Origin of the sequence: Alteromonas sp. S005 (assembly GCF_036864475.1) — a bacterium.
Classification (GTDB): Bacteria; Pseudomonadota; Gammaproteobacteria; order Enterobacterales; family Alteromonadaceae; genus Alteromonas.
This window is the reverse complement of record NZ_JAZETN010000002.1, coordinates 11901-28033: the sequence shown is the minus strand read 5'-3', so window position 1 is coordinate 28033 and position 16133 is coordinate 11901. Positions and strand designations below refer to the sequence as shown.

Genomic DNA, 16133 nt, shown 5'->3' with positions numbered 1-16133 from the left:
GCGCGGGCTGGTGCTACCAACCCTTGGCAGCATCAATGCTTTATTTTGCTTCGAACATCACTTTTGCGGTATCGAGCATACGGTTTGCAAAACCCCATTCGTTGTCACACCACACCAGTGTTTTAACCAGTTGTTTGTGGCTGACTCTTGTTTGTGTGCCATCTACAATACACGAGTGAGGGTCGTGATTGAAATCTACCGACACCAAAGGCTCTTCGGTGTAGTCCAAAATACCCTGTAAACGCCCCGCTTTTGCATTGCGAAGGGCTTGGTTCACTTGCTCAATCGTAACCTTAGATTGAAGCGTTACACTTAAATCCATGGCAGTAACATTGATAGTTGGCACTCGAACCGCAATGGCTTCGAATTTTCCCGCAAACTTAGGCAGAATGCGCTCTATACCGGCAGCAAGTCGGGTATCAACGGGAATAATCGACTGACTTGCAGCACGGGTTCTGCGCAAATCTTCGTGATAGGCGTCGATAACTTGTTGGTCATGCATAGACGCGTGAATGGTTGTGATCGTACCACTTTCAACACCGAACGCAGCGTCTAGCGCTTGGATAACAGGAACAATGCAGTTTGTGGTGCAAGAGCCGTTGGAGACTAATTTTTGTTCACTGGTCAACGTGTCTTCGTTGGTACCAAAAATGACCGTATTGTCTAAATCTGGCGACCCAGGTGATGAGAAAAGCACTTTGCCAGCGCCTGCATCTAAATGTGCTTGCCCCGACGCTCTGTCATCAAACTTGCCCGTACACTCAAGCACAATATCAACGCCCAAGTCTTTCCAGGGTAGGTCTTTAATATCGCTTATCGCGAGCAGTGTAATATCGTCGCCTGCCACATTAAGCGTGTTATTTTCTAAGGCCACATCAAAACGGAACCGCCCGTGGGCGGTATCGTATTTAAGTAAATGTGCTATGCCTTCGGGTTTAGCTATGTCGTTAATGGCCACCACGTTAAATTCGTTGTTGCGCCCACTTTCATACAGCGCGCGCAACACGTTACGACCAATACGACCAAACCCATTTATGGCAATATTTACCATAGGCTTATCTATTACCTCTTACAGAGACAGTGCAGCCTCTACTACAGCGTCAGTGGTAATGTTGAAGTGCTTAAATAGGTCGCCTGCAGGCGCAGACTCACCAAAGGTGTCCATGCCCACGATAGCGCCATTAAAGCCAACGTACTTGTACCAGCTATCTTTAGACAGCGCTTCAACCGCTACGCGTTTAACAACGCTAGAAGGCAGCACGCTTTCACGGTAATCAGCAGACTGACGGTCGAATACGTCAGTTGATGGCATAGACACTACGCGAACCGCTTTGCCTTGCTCGGTTAGTTTCGCAGCAGCTTCAACGGCTAGCTGAACCTCAGAACCAGTACCGATAAGAATAAGCTCTGGCGTACCTTCGCAGTCTTTAAGTACGTAACCGCCTTTCGCGATATCAGCAACTTGTTGAGCCGTTCTTTCTTGCTGCGCTAAGCCTTGACGCGTGAAGATCAGCGTGGTTGGGCCGTCAGTGCGCTCAATAGCAGACTTCCACGACACAGCAGACTCAACCTGATCACAAGGGCGCCAGTTATCAAGGTTAGGCGTTGCTCGTAGCGCTACCACCTGCTCTACCGGCTGGTGTGTTGGGCCGTCTTCACCTAGACCAATTGAATCGTGGGTGTAAACGAAAATTGCAGGCTGCTTCATTAGCGCTGCCATACGTACCGCATTACGTGCATATTCCATAAACATTAGGAAGGTTGCACCGTATGCCTTGAAGCCACCGTGAAGGGCAATACCATTCATCATGGCCGACATACCAAATTCACGTACACCGTAATAAATGTAGTTACCTGATGCATCGTTTGCTTCAACGCCTTTGCTACCTTCCCAGATGGTAAGGTTAGAACCAGCAAGGTCGGCAGAGCCGCCTAATAGCTCAGGAAGTAGCGGACCAAACGCGTTTAATGCATTTTGCGACGCTTTACGTGAAGCAATGTTTTGTGGGTTAGCTTGAAGTTCAGCGATGATAGCGTCTGCTTTGTCGCTGAAATCTGCTGGCAGTTCGCCATTTACACGGCGTTTGAATTCTGCTGCAAGCTCTGGGTAGGCGGCTTCGTATGCTGCGAAAGCGTTATTCCACGCGCTTTCCGCTTTTGAGCCTTTCTCTTTGCCATTCCAACCAGCGTAAATATCGTCAGGAATTTCGAACGCGCCATGGCTCCAACCAAGCTTCTCGCGAGTAGCGACAATTTCGTCCTCACCTAGTGGTGCACCGTGACAAGACTCGGTACCTTCTTTATTAGGCGAACCGAAACCAATGGTGGTTTTACAACAAATAAGCGTAGGCTGCGCAGTATTCGCCTGTGCCTTTTCAATGGCGGCCTTCACTTGCTCTGCATCGTGACCGTCAACGCCATCGATCACTTCCCAACCGTAGCTCTTGAAGCGTGCTGGTGTATCGTCAGTGAACCAGCCTTCAACTTCGCCATCGATTGAAATGCCGTTGTCATCCCAAAAAGCGATAAGCTTACCAAGGCCTAGTGTACCGGCTAGTGAACATGTCTCGTGTGAGATACCTTCCATTAAGCAGCCGTCGCCTAAGAATGCGTAGGTGTGGTGGTCAACAATAGTGTGACCATCTTTGTTAAATTGTGCAGCTAGTACTTTTTCGGCAAGCGCCATGCCCACAGCATTACTGATACCTTGGCCTAGTGGGCCAGTGGTCGTTTCAACACCTGGCGCATAACCGTACTCTGGGTGACCTGGCGTTTTTGAATGCAATTGGCGGAAGTTCTTTAACTCTTCAATTGGCAGTTCGTAACCTGAAAGGTGAAGAAGAGAGTACAACAGCATCGAGCCGTGACCATTTGAAAGTACAAAGCGATCGCGGTTAGCCCATGATGGGTTTGCAGGGTTGTGTGATAAGAAATCACCCCATAGTACCTGTGCAATATCAGCCATCCCCATTGGGGCACCTGGGTGACCAGATTTAGCTTGTTGAACGGCATCCATGCTTAATGCACGGATTGCATTGGCGAGTTCACGACGAGAGGGCATGTTGTCTCCTGATTTATTTTGTATCTTTTGGTACCATGGTAGTAATTGATGTGAGCACTGGAGAACATCAATTGTCTGCTCTTGCTCTACTTCTAGGCACCTCTTAATGTGGGGCTATTCTTACCCATGCCACCTTTCAGTTCAATGGATTTTCATTGCCATTATCGAAAGTAAATCCAAAAACTTCAAAGAAGCTTATAAAGCCCACGGCATTGCCGATAACGTTTTATATGCCTTTGTCTTTGTTCTACATCGAAATAACCCCAAATATGATCGGGTCATGTCAACTATTCGTAACAAAGAGACTTTTAGACGTCTAGAAGTAAAGACTGGTATTTATAACTTGTTTTAGTACAATATACGACTATTTTGATAATTTAACGCTTACGGAGCATTTATGGCCACGCATTTATTCACATCCGAGTCAGTGTCTGAAGGACATCCGGACAAAATTGCTGATCAGATCTCAGACGCGGTTCTTGACGCTATTTTAGAACAAGATCCTCGCGCTCGGGTGGCCTGCGAAACGTATGTAAAAACCGGTATGGTTTTAGTAGGTGGTGAAGTTACCACTTCTGCATGGGTAGATATTGAAGAACTTACTCGCAATACAGTAAAAGAAATTGGCTATACGCACTCAGATATGGGCTTTGATGCCGATTCATGTGCCGTATTAAATGCTATTGGCAAACAGTCTCCTGATATTAATCAAGGTGTTGACCGAGCAAGCTTAGAAGAACAAGGCGCGGGCGACCAAGGCCTTATGTTTGGTTACGCTAGCGACGAAACTGATGTACTCATGCCGGCGCCTATCACGTACTCTCACCGTCTTGTTCAAAAACAAGCTGAAGTACGTAAGTCTGGTAAGTTAGACTGGTTGCGTCCAGATGCGAAGAGTCAAATTACATTTAAGTACGAAAACGACAAGCCTGTAGGCATTGACGCCGTTGTACTTTCAACTCAGCACTGTGACTCAGTAAGCACTGAAACAGTGCGTGAAGCGGTAATGGAAGAAATCATCAAACCTGTGCTTCCAAGTGAGTGGATCGATGGCAACACTCGCTTTCACATCAACCCAACAGGTCGATTCGTTATCGGTGGTCCAATGGGCGACTGTGGCTTAACAGGTCGTAAGATTATCGTAGATACGTACGGCGGTATGGCTAGACACGGCGGCGGCGCGTTCTCAGGTAAAGATCCATCTAAAGTAGACCGCAGTGCAGCATACGCGGGTCGTTACGTGGCTAAGAATATTGTTGCCGCGGGTCTTGCTAAGCGCTGTGAAATCCAAGTTTCTTACGCTATTGGTGTTGCAGAGCCAACGTCTATCAGCATTGATACCTTTGGTACTGGTGTAGTAGATGAAAAAACACTGGTAGCTCTAGTGCGCGAACACTTTGATTTACGTCCTTACGGCCTTATCCAAATGCTAAACCTTGAGCGCCCAATTTATCGCCCAACAGCTGCATACGGTCACTTTGGTCGCGACGAATTCCCATGGGAAGCAACGGATAAAGCTGAGGCGTTAAAAGCATCGGTCTAATTCTACAAGCATATAGCGCTTTTTTGATAACGCCGCTAGGTTGTAAGGTTTCGTATCGAAGCTTTACAACCTAGCGGCGTTTTTTATTGAAACCTGTAAAGTTACTTAAGTTAGCCAGTTAAATTAAAAACGGTAAAGAGTATTTCCATCCTTTGTATTTGGGGCTATTCTTAAATAACGAACACACTATTGCTTGTAATCATTTTTTGTTTACTGGCTACAATAACAACAACTTGGGCTTTTCCATGAATGTGGTTACCGGTACTCTCCTTGCCTCTACGCTGACTGTTTCGATAACAGCCCTACCCGTGTTCGCGGAAGTTAATAGTACCAACTACAGCCCAATACAGTTTAAAAGCAAAAAAATAGCTCGGTGGCAGCTAAACAGTATGTACCGCGTTCAATCTACGACTGAAACCTACCTTTACGACAACAGTTATACCTATCCAGCGGGCTCACAAGGTATGTTTAGCGCCAGTCGGCGTTTTAACACTTGGGTACCTCAGAAGGTTTATGCAACCTACAAAACAAACAATACCGCTTTTCAACATTACGCCGAGTGGCTTTATTTACCTCACGATGTAGGTACGTTTACGCGATTAGGTTGGCTACTTGGCCAAAGCGAAGGGTTAAATATGGCCGTAGAACTTGAGCATAGACAAATCGGGGAAGAAGAGAATATGGCGCTTTCTCTAGGCGTTAATTATCTGTTTTAGTCTAATTTTCGTTTTAATTATTCAGTAGTTGTGAAGAATCAGTACTTTATTCTAATTGTGACAATACCTCAGTATCACTTTGTTGTCAGCGCCATTGTTTGAGCGTAGGTTTGTTGAATTATCATTGCATCAGAACTTGCTCGATGACGTTTTACGTCCAGTTTAGCAGTCAGGCTATTCTTAACGTCGTGCCACTTCTCCATTTGAGGTTCACTTAATATATACTCCAAGGCACGGCAGGTGAATGACATTTCAACTTGCGCAGTAGAGTAAAGCTTAATTAACCAAGGATTATCAACCACCCACCCGTCACTGTACACAATGGTGTTCCCTAAAAAGTTATTTAGCTCGACGCACACTTTGTGGGGCTCTTCACCACGTGCTTGCAACATTTGTTTAGAGATGCCGTGCAACGATTCCGCCTTGGTATCCCAGTGAACCCAAGATTCGAACGGCCTCAGTAGCTTGCACCATTTTGCACCATCATAGCGCACAATGCCTATTTCTATGGGGTAACTTGCTGCCCCAAACCCACTTGCTTCTACATCTATAATGGTAGGCAACGTTGTATTTCGCACTTATACTCCAAACTACTGTTCTCCTTTATTTTTAATAGTAAGAGAGAATATCTTCAACACAGGCACAAATGTTTTTTAATTCTAGCTGCGCGCTGGGCTCTTGCATGGATGCTCACTATATAACCGTTTAGCTTCACACCGTTTGTTTAATAGCAGAATCGTGCCACATTGCTCTTTTTTCAGTAAAACAATAAACGTTGCCTTGAAAGAAACTGTTTACATAGCAAACAAAATTATACTAAAGAATAGTGCGTAAATAAGAAAACGCTCATCACATTGCTATACACTTTGAAGGGTAATCAACAAGGTGGCTAACCCATGCGTGTACAACTTCTTCTAACAGCGCTTTTCTGCTTTACGCTCTATGTCAATTCATGCCGCGCTGACAGCACTCAAGAACCTCTAATTATAGGTATAGATGCAGACCTTTCGGCAGTTGCTGTAGAGGGAGGCGTAGCTATTACCCGAGGCGTAGAGCTAGCCGTTGAAGAGATTAACGCAAATGGAGGAATACTTGGCCGTAAGCTCAAAGTGATTGCAAAAGATCATCGAGGGAACCCGGCTCGCGGCATATACAATATTGAACAGTTTGCAAAGATGCCAAACTTGCTAGCCGTAGTCGGTGGAGTACATACTCCCGTAGTGCTTGCGGAAATCGATATTATACATAATGAAAATATTCTCATGCTGGTTCCATGGGCCGCTGGTACCCCCATCATCGATAATGAGCGTTCCCCCAATAACGTATTTCGGGTCTCAGTACGTGACGCTGAAGCCGCTCCTTTACTGATTAACTTTGCAAGATCTAAAGGGTTGTCAAATGTCGCTCTGGTTTTGGAACGCACAGGTTGGGGACGCTCTAATCTTGAATCATTAACGAAAGCGGCAAGGGAAAAAGATGTAAACATTAGCGCCACACATTGGATTAATTGGCAGCAGAAGAGTTTCTCTGAAGATATTGCAGCGATTAAAGATGCGAAAGCAGACGGTGTCATATTAGTGACTAACGTACCCGAAGGCGCTGTCGTTTTGAATGCCTTGGCTGAACAGGGGCTAAGCTCGCTTCCGGTCATTGCTCACTGGGGCATAGCATCTGGGCAGTTAGCATCTAAACTAGCTAACCCAATCAGCCACCACAACATTTCAGTTCTTCAAACGTTTCACTTTCATCATCAAAAAAATGATAAAGCAAAACAACTGTTAGAAGCCTATTATGATAAGTATGGTTTAATCGATGCTGCGGCTATTGAGGGTGTCACAGGTCTGGCCCATGCATATGATTTAGTTCATTTAATTGCAGTCGCTGCCGATAAAGCTGGTAGCACACAAATTAACGAGTTGCGCAGTGCCCTAGAATCACTTGAAAACATCCAGGGTGCCGTAAAATACTATGAAGAACCATTCACAAAAGAAAGGCATGATGCACTTTGGTCAAAGGATTATTTTATGACAAAATTTAATGATAAAGGCAACTTGGTAACAACGGACGATAAATAATGCAGCATGAACCTATGAGGCTGCGCTCTCTATTACTCTCGAGCATGATTCCAAGGCTAGCATTACTTATAGCCGTGCTGTCTTTCGCGTTAGTTGCCCTTTCCTTTCACTTCATTGTTAAGCAAAGCAATGCCCTCCAGCAGCAGTCAGTAGAAGGCCTAGAGCAAGATATCAGTTTCATTGTAAGCGATACAACTCGTCAGCTTGCTGATCTAGCGGCAAACGACATTATAATTAATTCGCTGGTTGATTTAGAACAGCGAGACAATTACCTACCTATGTTTTTTCGCTCTTTAAACCTTACCCAAGCGAAAACTGTTGAATTCGCACTGTTTGACTTTGCAGGTAAAAAAGTTATCGATAAAAACTGGAGTGCTGCGCTACCTGAGTCGTTGAGCAATGCTTGGCGTCAGCAAACACTTGGCTCATCAAATACATTTTCTTCTGTATCTAAATACGGAGTAGTATTTAGCGTTCCCGTTTTACTCAATGGCGTCTCTGAAGGTGCCCTTGTTATGTACGTCGATAGCCTTCAATCACTACTTGAGCCTTATCCTCGACTCACTAATCAATTGGTCACAGATTCAAACGGAAACGTACTATTTAGTAGTGATCCCTCTTTAATCGCACTCAATTCTAGCTTTTTAGCATTCAACCAAAGCGGCTATTCTATTAAGCAAACTAGCTGGAAGAATCTTCAATTATACAGCGTTAAGCCAACTATCAAGGCGTACAGAGAAGTTGCTTGGACGGGTATCGTTTTATTAGCGATGGTCGTAGGATTCATATTCATTGTACTGCATATGGTGAGCATGACCGGAACGTTAGCTGAGCGAACACTCTCAAAGCTTTATGACGATATTAAAAATCGTCTTACCAGTGACAATGCGACCTCTTTGAACGATGAATTGCAGGAGGAAGCGAAAGAGTTAGCCGACATTCGAGCTGCCTTTGATAAACTTATTTGGGATCTAACCGAGGTCTCACTGTCAAACGAACAGTTTTCCAATGTATTAGAGTCGATGGGCGACATGCTGGTTGTAGTCGACCAGAAACAAGAAATACTCATTTCAAATAAGCGCTTCGATGCTTTTTGTGATGATCAATACGGTGAAAAGAATTCGATTTTAAAACTGATAGTTCGCAAGCTTGCGGCAAAGCAGAGCGATGAGTTGACGCACTTTTCAGTGAATTCGGGCAAAGAACGTTATATTCGCTGGACAAAGGCATCGCTCGCTGACGTAAAGGGTAATATTCGTGGCGACATATATGTAGGTAGTGACGTTACCGAGCAGCGCGCGTTAGAAAGCCACATAAACATACTTACCCATGCGATGGATGAAGCAACTGTTTCGATTATTATTTCTGATGTCAAAAGGGTCGGGCAGCCAATTATTTATGTAAATAGTGCATTTGAAGAATTAACTGGTTACAAACGAAGTGAAATAATTGGCCACAACTGTCGCTCCATGCAGGGTGATGAAACCAGTCAGCAAGCCGTTGACCAAATTCGCAACGCTATAGCAACACGAGAGCCTATTGAAACCACGTTACTTAACTACAGAAAAGACGGCAGCCCATTTTATAACCGATTAATCTTAACGCCTGTTAAAACCGATGGTGAAGTGACGCATTACATTGGTTTTCAGCAAGATGTCACGCAACAGCGACAAACGGAACAATACCTTCAAGAAGCAAGGGAGAAAGCCGAAGAATCTGCTAGATTGAAGTCTAGTTTCCTAGCGAGTATGAGCCATGAAATACGCACACCTATCCACGGGATATCAGGTGTATTACAGCTAATGGCAAACTCTGATCTTACCGAAGACCAAAAACATTACCTTTCGCTCGCTAAGTTTAGTATTCAAGGCCTTTTACATATCGTAAATGACATTTTAGATTTTTCTAAAATTGAAGCAGGTCAGCTACAAATCGAAGATAATCCTTTTGATATTTTAGAGTCACTTGAGAACCTGCAGAGTCAGTACGCCATCATGTGCCAAGAAAAAGGCCTCGAATTACACTTCCACTTTGACTTACAGGGCTTCCACGTTGTGCAAGGCGACGATGTACGCTTCAGGCAAATCTTGTCGAACTTGTTGGGTAACGCCGTCAAGTTTACTGACTCTGGATACGTTGAAGTTACCACCAGCATTAAGCAAAACGCGGACGACAGCCTCACACTTTTATGTAGCGTGAAAGACACGGGAATAGGTATTGCGCAAGAAAAGCAAAGCACCATTTTTGATGTCTTTACCCAAGAAGACCTATCAACCACCCGCAAGTTTGGCGGAACCGGTCTAGGTCTATCAATAAGCAAACAGCTTTGTGAACTCATGGGCGGCAATATTAGACTCGAAAGCGTTAAAGGACACGGAAGTACGTTTTCTTTTAGTGTTTCCCTCAAGCCTGCAGACGAAGCTTTACTAGATCCCGTGTACCAAGCCTCTTCGTTTAAACGAGAAAAAGGTAAAAAGCGTAAAGTGCTCATTGTGGAAGACAACGATATTAACCAAATTATCGTGAAACAGCACCTGAGCAACCATACCACCCTTAGCGCCAAGTCAGGCTTAGAGGCGCTAGAAGCATTGAATAAAATGAAAGTGACCTTTGACGTTATCTTAATGGATTGTCAAATGCCAGAAATGGATGGCTTCGAAGCAACCAAGCGCATTAGAAACGGGGAAGCTGGAGAGCGCTATTTACACGTCCCGATCATCGCCCTCACTGCTAATGCGATGAAAGGTGATAAAGAGCGCTGTGTTAATGCGGGAATGGATGACTATTTAAGTAAGCCCTTCGACGCTGAAGACCTTATTGACAAGGTTGAATACTGGGCAAGCACTGAAAGAAATAGTGAATTGGTATAAAGGCATAGCTAGGGGGTCACTTTTCGGCCAAAGCGCTTAAATTCAAGAGGCCCCCTTACGGATTGGATAAAAAGACACAGGCTTACCAACGCCATGCCAACCCACCCTACCGGTTTGAATACTTCACCAATGAGAAAGATAGCGAATAAGGTGGCTACCAGTGGTTCTATTAACGTGATAAGCGTGGCTTTACTGGCTTCAGTAGTGCGAAGACCATAACCAAACAATAGATACCCTAGAAACATCGGTACTACGGCCATATAAAGTGAAACACTAGTGTGGATAGTGTTAGCAAATAGGTTCTGACCAGTAAGCCAAAGAGAAGGAAGTAGGACAATCGCAGCACAGCCGAACAGGCCGGCCATGGCAGATTTTGAATTTGCTCCAGCATCAATGTGTTGCTTTGCAGCCCATGAGTACCCCGCGTAAGTTAAACCTGCAATTAGACCCAAAATAACGCCAAACATCTGCTCGTTTTTAGATGCTGACAACGCCATTGCGTCCTGTGCCTTCCCCACGGCTAACATGCCAATCCCAAACGCACCAAACACAAAGCTAATAAACCATTTTAAAGACACGGGCTTTTTACTCAAAAAGTACTCTAAAAGCGCAGCGAATAGTGGCGCACTGGCGATAGAAACCACGGTCCCTATGGCAACGCCTGACAAACGCATTGAGCTGTAGAAGGCCAGCGGATAAATTGCAACACATGCACTGCCAAACAGAAAGGTCAATGGAATGGAAAAAAGAATAGGTGCATCTTTTACCAGTGATTTTCGGGCACTGACACAAAGCAATACGCCGCCTATACCCATTGCAAATGCACCGATTGCCAGCGGACTGATTTCTGGAGCGAACTGAGCGGCAGTGCCCGTTGTACCCCACAAAAAACTCGCGACAACGATTGCTAGCATACCTTTTAGAAGTTCATTTGCGCGCACTGTTTTTTTCATTGCAGTTCTCTTGTATGGCTTTTGTTTTGGGTTTTGGGCTTGTATGAGATTTACGCACTGAGCACTTTTCCACCAAGGATTGCGACAACCACGGTATTTCCTTAAGCAATAAATGCAGCTCATCTAAAACAAATCATACCTAAACTATTACTGATGTAATTAGCCTGATAGACACTTGTTTTGACCTTTTAGACGCATTTTCAGGCCACAACAACATTTAACAAAAAATAAACATATAAAAACAAAGACCGCACTTTACAACTAAAGTTGAAATATTTATCTCACCAGATATAGAAATAGCCAAGTTTTTTTGCCACATTACGCTCTTGCCTAACAACAAAATAGAAACAACCAACCTGGATGGACTTATGTTTAAACTAGAAAAACCGTCGTTTCGACGAAGCACTCTAAGCATTGCAATAATGGGGCTGCTTAGCTCTGGCGCAATTGCACAGGACACACAACAAAAGGATGATGACTTTGAGCAAATCATAGTAACGGCAACAAAACGCGCTGAATCCATTGAAGACATTCCTTTTTCAATTAACGCACAAACGCAGCGAGACTTTGAACGCAGCGGTGCTGGTAACCTGGAAGATGTAGCTAGAAATGTGGCAAGTGTCTCGATTCAAAATTTGGGGCCGGGGCAAAGTCAGGTTTCAATGCGTGGTGTTTCGGCTGGTCAAATAGTACGAGACCAACCTGGAGTCAAGGAACAAGTTGGTGTCTATCTTGATGAAAGCGTTATTTCGCTGTCTCTGTTTACTCCAGATCTCGACCTTTTTGACCTAAACCGCATCGAAACCCTACGTGGACCACAAGGTACGCTTTTTGGCTCGGGATCTATCGGCGGGACCCTTCGTTACATTACCAATCAGCCTGAATTAGACACCTTTGAAGGCAAGTTTGAAGCTAACCTTAATAGTGTGACAGACGGCGGCGTGGGCGGTCACGTAAAAGGTATGGTGAACGTGCCAATCTCAGATACGGTTGCCATGCGCGCGGTTGTCTACCGCACCGATTACGCAGGGTTTATTGATGCCCTTGGCGAAAACGGCGCGTTTAACGAGGACGTCAACGACGGCGATAGAACGGGCGGACGGGTAGCGTTTGTTATCGCACCTAACGATAAACTTACCATAACACCACGACTTATTTTCCAAGAACTCGAGATGAACGGATTTAATAGGGAAGAAGTCTATAACGTGTTTGCTAACCCTTACACTACAACGCGGCCTGCTATTCAATTAGGCGAACGCGAACAGTACCTGTTACTTGAAGAAGGGTTTACTGACGAAACCTTGATAGCTGATGTAACGGCTGAATATCAAGCTGACATTGCTGACTTTACATTTGTTTATAGTTACACCGATCGCGATATTCTTGTAAGTCGCGATGCCAGCGCGCTTTCAGGCTCTGTTAGTATCGACTTGGGCTTTCCAGATGAAGCCGTGCTATTGCCGTCGAACTTATTAGATAGAACCGAAGTAGAGCAAGACACCTTTGAGCTTCGCGCCGCGTCTAATGACGATGGTGCTCTAGATTGGCTAGTTGGCGCTTTTTACTCTTCAACTGAGCGCGTTTACGATCAATCTCTTCCGACTCCTGGCTATGACGCATTTACAGACGCTACGCTAGGTGAAGGCACGTCGGCAGCAGTTGCCAATGGCTTTGAAGCCGATTCACCATATAACGCCTTCTTACCTTACGACTTAAAGCAACTTGCTGTTTTTGGCGAGGTGAATTATCAGGTCAATGATGACTTCAAAATGACCGTGGGCTCACGTTTCTACGATTATGAAGAAGAGCGTCAGTTTATCTCCGGCGGCTTATTTGCCAACGGCGACAACCAGACTGATTCTACAGAGTCAGATGGCTTTACATCACGTGTAATTGGTCAGTACAGCTTGAATGAAAACGTAAATTTCAACGCTCAAGTGTCGCAAGGCTTCAGACTGGGCGGCGTTAATGACCCGCTAAACCGCAGTCTGTGTACCGACCAAGATGAAGCCATCTTTGGATCGTTCCAAGACTATGACGATGAGAAGCTCACCAACTATGAGATAGGCATGAAGTCGTCAGGACGAGGCTGGACAGCGAACGTTTCAGCTTTCTATAACGACATTGAAGACCTTCAAGTTACGTTAGATGCAGGTTCTTGTTCTTCACGGGTGTCATTTAACGTACCTGAAGCCCACACCCAAGGTATTGAATTTGAACTTACACGTCAGTTTACCGACCAGCTATTTTTCTCATTAACCGGAAGCATTATCGAAGCTGAGTTCGATTCAACGGTTGTTGACGGTGATGGTGCGGTACTAGGTGGCGTTGAAGATGGCAACCGTTTGGCGTCAGTACCTGAGGAAAGCTTCGCTATCGCATTTACCTATGATTTAGCGCAGCCTTTATTTTCGTCAAACAGTACCTACTTCCAAGGCTCTTATCAATACGTGGGCGACCGCATTACTCAACCTAGTGACCAAGTTGCTGGCGCGGGTATCTTCACATCAGGGCTTGCATTTGGTGGTGCCACTGGCGCAGAGACAACCGAGCTAGATTTGTTGCTAGACGACTACGGCACACTGAACATGAGCTTTGGTCTTACCTACGATGACTACGAAATCTTGCTATACGCCAACAACCTGTTTGATGAAAACGCACAGCTTTCGTTTGATAGAGAGCGTGGAGGTCGTGCTCGACTTGGCTTTACCGTCAATCAGCCTCGTACAGTAGGCGCAACGTTCCGTTACTTCTTCCAGTAACGAGCGATAAATGTCTCTGCCTGAGGGTTTACTTTCAGGTAGAGGCCTCACCTGCTAAAGGAAAAGCCTTCACCGGCTAAAGGGATAGCCTTCATCTAATTTAGAAAAAGTATCGTCTAAAAACGGCATAATAAACATGCTTTAAGAAACTATCTAAGGAAAGGGTGGAGTTGGCCATAAGCCGGGTTCTGTCGTGGGCAACCATTCCTCTAGATCAGCAATCGCTCACTGATTCAAGCAACCTACCCGATCCCCATGCGGGCCACACGTTGAGGGATCCTATTTGGTCTTGCTCCGGGTGGAGTTTACCTTGCCACACTCTGTTACCAGAGGTGCGGTGCGCTCTTACCGCACCCTTTCAGCCTTACCGGCATGTAAACATGCTTAGGCGGTCTTCTCTCTGCTGCACTTGTCGTCGGCTCACGCCGCCCAGACGTTATCTGGCACCCTGCCCTTTGGAGCCCGGACTTTCCTCCCCTTTCTGACGAAAGCGGCGATTGCCTGGCCAACTCCGCGGCGCATTCTACATGAAGTACCCAACAATAGCACCCTATTCCTGCTCGCTGTAAAAGCAGCGCTCAACGGCGCTTTTATCAAGCAGTTTGGTGATAATGAAAATTTGATCGCCCATTTCTATTTTGGTACTTCCTTTGGGTATTATGGTTTCTTCACCACGAGCAATCATCGCCACTACCGTATTATCAGGAAGGGCTAATTCACTTATGGTCTTATGTAGTGCCGGCGATAACTTGGATACTTCTATTTCTATAAGTTCGCGCTTGCTCTTAGCAACTTTTACAATTTCCAGCGTACTCGACGCCTTTACTTCATCGTCCAACACTAAGCCTAACTTGCGCGCCGCGAAAGGTAGGGTTGAGCCCTGCAACAAGGCGGAGATAAGCACAATAAAGAACACCACATTGAAAATAAGTTCAGCGTAAGGCATACCAAATATGAGCGGGAAAATAGCTAAAATAATCGGCACCGAACCTCTCAAACCCACCCATGATATAAGGAGCGATGCTTTGAACGAGAACTTCGAGAGAAGCAAAATAGGCATAACCACCAGCGGGCGTGCAATAAAAATAAGCACAAATGCAATGAGTAAGCCTTCCTTCCAGTTTACGAAAAGCTCGGTGGGTGTAACAAGCAAGCCGAGGATAACGAACATGGCAATTTGCCCCAACCAAGCCAGCCCGTCGAGAAACACAAAGGTATTACGCTGATACGCAAAGCGGCTGTTACCCACGATGACGCCAGTGATGAAAGTAGCCAAGAAACCGCTGCCATTTAAGTTCGCAGCAAGGCCAAAAGACAATACACCAAACAACATCACAAATACCGGGTACAAACCGATGGCCATTAAGGTAACGCGTCTGAAAAGCCATACTGCAATACCGCCAATGGCAAGGCCCACTATCGCTCCCACTCCCATTTGACTGGCAAACAGCGAAAGTAAGTTAATGGGCTTAGTGGTGCTGTCTTGAATAAGCGTTATAAGGCCAATTGTGAGGAATATGGCCATTGGATCATTCGACGCACTTTCCAGCTCTAGTGTGGATTTTATTTTTGAAGGAATGCGTATACCAGCGTTGCGCAGAACAGAAAATACTGCTGCGGCGTCTGTCGACCCTACAATAGCACCAAGCAATAAGCCCTTATAAAGCGGTAAATCGAGAATAATCATGGCCGCCACACCGGTAATCACTGCTGTCCCCACTACGCCTAAGGTGGCGAGCAAAGCCGCTGGCTTCCATGCTTGAAGTATGGACTTTTTAGAGGTTTGCAGTCCGCCATCAAATAGAATAAGGATGAGAGCAAATGTGCCTATAGCATGGGCGGCATCGGCATTATCAAAGAAGATTCGGCCAATCCCATCTTCACCAGCCAGCATACCAACACCAAGGAATAACACCAACACAGGTACGCCAAAGCGCGGAGACAGCTTGCTGGCCAGCACACCTAAAATGGCCAGCACTGCGCTAAGCAAAATAATGTGATCAACTGCAAACATTATGCGTTCCTTATTGCCACTGATGCATGCTTAAGCAAACTGAAAGTACGCATCGAAGGTTCCTGCTAATATTGCTACCTTACCGCGTTTTCTTGTCAAAGTATTGAGTTACAAAAACGCGGCAGGGTAATAAAGTTAA

At 45.4% G+C, this 16133-nt stretch carries 10 protein-coding genes and 1 other RNA gene; 5 read left to right on the top strand and 6 right to left on the bottom strand.

Annotation, left to right across the window (positions count from 1 at the left end; genetic code table 11):
- Nucleotides 1-40: 40 nt before the first annotated feature.
- Nucleotides 41-1051 carry an erythrose-4-phosphate dehydrogenase gene (epd, locus tag V7R55_RS02805; RefSeq protein WP_334057162.1) on the bottom strand — a complete coding sequence of 337 codons (1011 nt, stop codon included), beginning with the start codon at nt 1049-1051 and terminating at the stop codon, nt 41-43.
- Nucleotides 1052-1069: 18 nt separating this feature from the next.
- Nucleotides 1070-3061, bottom strand: coding sequence for a transketolase (gene tkt / locus V7R55_RS02800; RefSeq protein ID WP_334057160.1), 1992 nt, complete (start codon nt 3059-3061; stop codon nt 1070-1072).
- 397 nt (nt 3062-3458) lie between these two features.
- Here tkt and metK point away from each other — a divergent pair, with 397 nt between their 5' ends.
- On the top strand, nt 3459-4604 hold the full coding sequence (gene metK / locus V7R55_RS02795; RefSeq protein ID WP_334057158.1) for a methionine adenosyltransferase: 1146 nt from the start codon (nt 3459-3461) through the stop codon (nt 4602-4604).
- A 245-nt stretch (nt 4605-4849) separates the two neighbouring features.
- The gene (locus tag V7R55_RS02790; protein ID WP_334057157.1) at nt 4850-5320 is read left to right on the top strand and encodes a hypothetical protein; all 471 of its coding nucleotides are present in this window, start codon (nt 4850-4852) and stop codon (nt 5318-5320) included.
- 74 nt (nt 5321-5394) lie between these two features.
- Here V7R55_RS02790 and V7R55_RS02785 read toward each other — a convergent pair whose 3' ends face one another.
- Nucleotides 5395-5898: a 3'-5' exonuclease gene (locus V7R55_RS02785; protein ID WP_334057156.1), complete on the bottom strand. Its 504-nt coding sequence runs from the start codon at nt 5896-5898 to the stop codon at nt 5395-5397.
- Between the two features lie 318 nt (nt 5899-6216).
- Here V7R55_RS02785 and V7R55_RS02780 point away from each other — a divergent pair, with 318 nt between their 5' ends.
- On the top strand, nt 6217-7395 hold the full coding sequence (locus tag V7R55_RS02780; RefSeq protein ID WP_334057155.1) for an ABC transporter substrate-binding protein: 1179 nt from the start codon (nt 6217-6219) through the stop codon (nt 7393-7395).
- Nucleotides 7395-10265: an ATP-binding protein gene (locus V7R55_RS02775; protein ID WP_334057154.1), complete on the top strand. Its 2871-nt coding sequence runs from the start codon at nt 7395-7397 to the stop codon at nt 10263-10265. Before V7R55_RS02780 ends, V7R55_RS02775 begins: the two co-directional genes overlap by 1 nt.
- 8 nt (nt 10266-10273) lie before the next feature.
- On the opposite strand, the gene V7R55_RS02770 is transcribed toward V7R55_RS02775, so the two are convergent.
- Nucleotides 10274-11218, bottom strand: coding sequence for a DMT family transporter (locus V7R55_RS02770; protein WP_334057153.1), 945 nt, complete (start codon nt 11216-11218; stop codon nt 10274-10276).
- 368 nt (nt 11219-11586) lie between these two features.
- Between V7R55_RS02770 and V7R55_RS02765 the strand changes: the two genes are divergently transcribed.
- On the top strand, nt 11587-13980 hold the full coding sequence (locus V7R55_RS02765; protein ID WP_334057152.1) for a TonB-dependent receptor: 2394 nt from the start codon (nt 11587-11589) through the stop codon (nt 13978-13980).
- Between the two features lie 162 nt (nt 13981-14142).
- Here the strand turns inward: V7R55_RS02765 and rnpB are convergent.
- Together rnpB and V7R55_RS02755 are read right to left on the bottom strand one after the other, a co-directional pair.
- Nucleotides 14143-14493, bottom strand: an RNA gene (gene rnpB / locus V7R55_RS02760) — RNase P RNA component class A.
- Between the two features lie 37 nt (nt 14494-14530).
- On the bottom strand, nt 14531-15994 hold the full coding sequence (locus V7R55_RS02755) for a potassium/proton antiporter (protein ID WP_334057151.1): 1464 nt from the start codon (nt 15992-15994) through the stop codon (nt 14531-14533).
- Between the last annotated feature and the right edge of the window lie 139 nt (nt 15995-16133).

What these genes read in the sequence shown, in the direction of transcription:
- V7R55_RS02790 (WP_334057157.1), top strand. Translation starts at nt 4,850, where the DNA reads ATGAATGTGGTTACCGGTACTCTCCTTGCCTCTACGCTGACTGTTTCG.
- tkt (WP_334057160.1), bottom strand. Translation starts at nt 3,061, where the DNA reads ATGCCCTCTCGTCGTGAACTCGCCAATGCAATCCGTGCATTAAGCATG.
- epd (WP_334057162.1), bottom strand. Translation starts at nt 1,051, where the DNA reads ATGGTAAATATTGCCATAAATGGGTTTGGTCGTATTGGTCGTAACGTG.
- V7R55_RS02765 (WP_334057152.1), top strand. Translation starts at nt 11,587, where the DNA reads ATGTTTAAACTAGAAAAACCGTCGTTTCGACGAAGCACTCTAAGCATT.
- V7R55_RS02780 (WP_334057155.1), top strand. Translation starts at nt 6,217, where the DNA reads ATGCGTGTACAACTTCTTCTAACAGCGCTTTTCTGCTTTACGCTCTAT.
- V7R55_RS02775 (WP_334057154.1), top strand. Translation starts at nt 7,395, where the DNA reads ATGCAGCATGAACCTATGAGGCTGCGCTCTCTATTACTCTCGAGCATG.
- V7R55_RS02755 (WP_334057151.1), bottom strand. Translation starts at nt 15,994, where the DNA reads ATGTTTGCAGTTGATCACATTATTTTGCTTAGCGCAGTGCTGGCCATT.
- V7R55_RS02770 (WP_334057153.1), bottom strand. Translation starts at nt 11,218, where the DNA reads ATGAAAAAAACAGTGCGCGCAAATGAACTTCTAAAAGGTATGCTAGCA.
- metK (WP_334057158.1), top strand. Translation starts at nt 3,459, where the DNA reads ATGGCCACGCATTTATTCACATCCGAGTCAGTGTCTGAAGGACATCCG.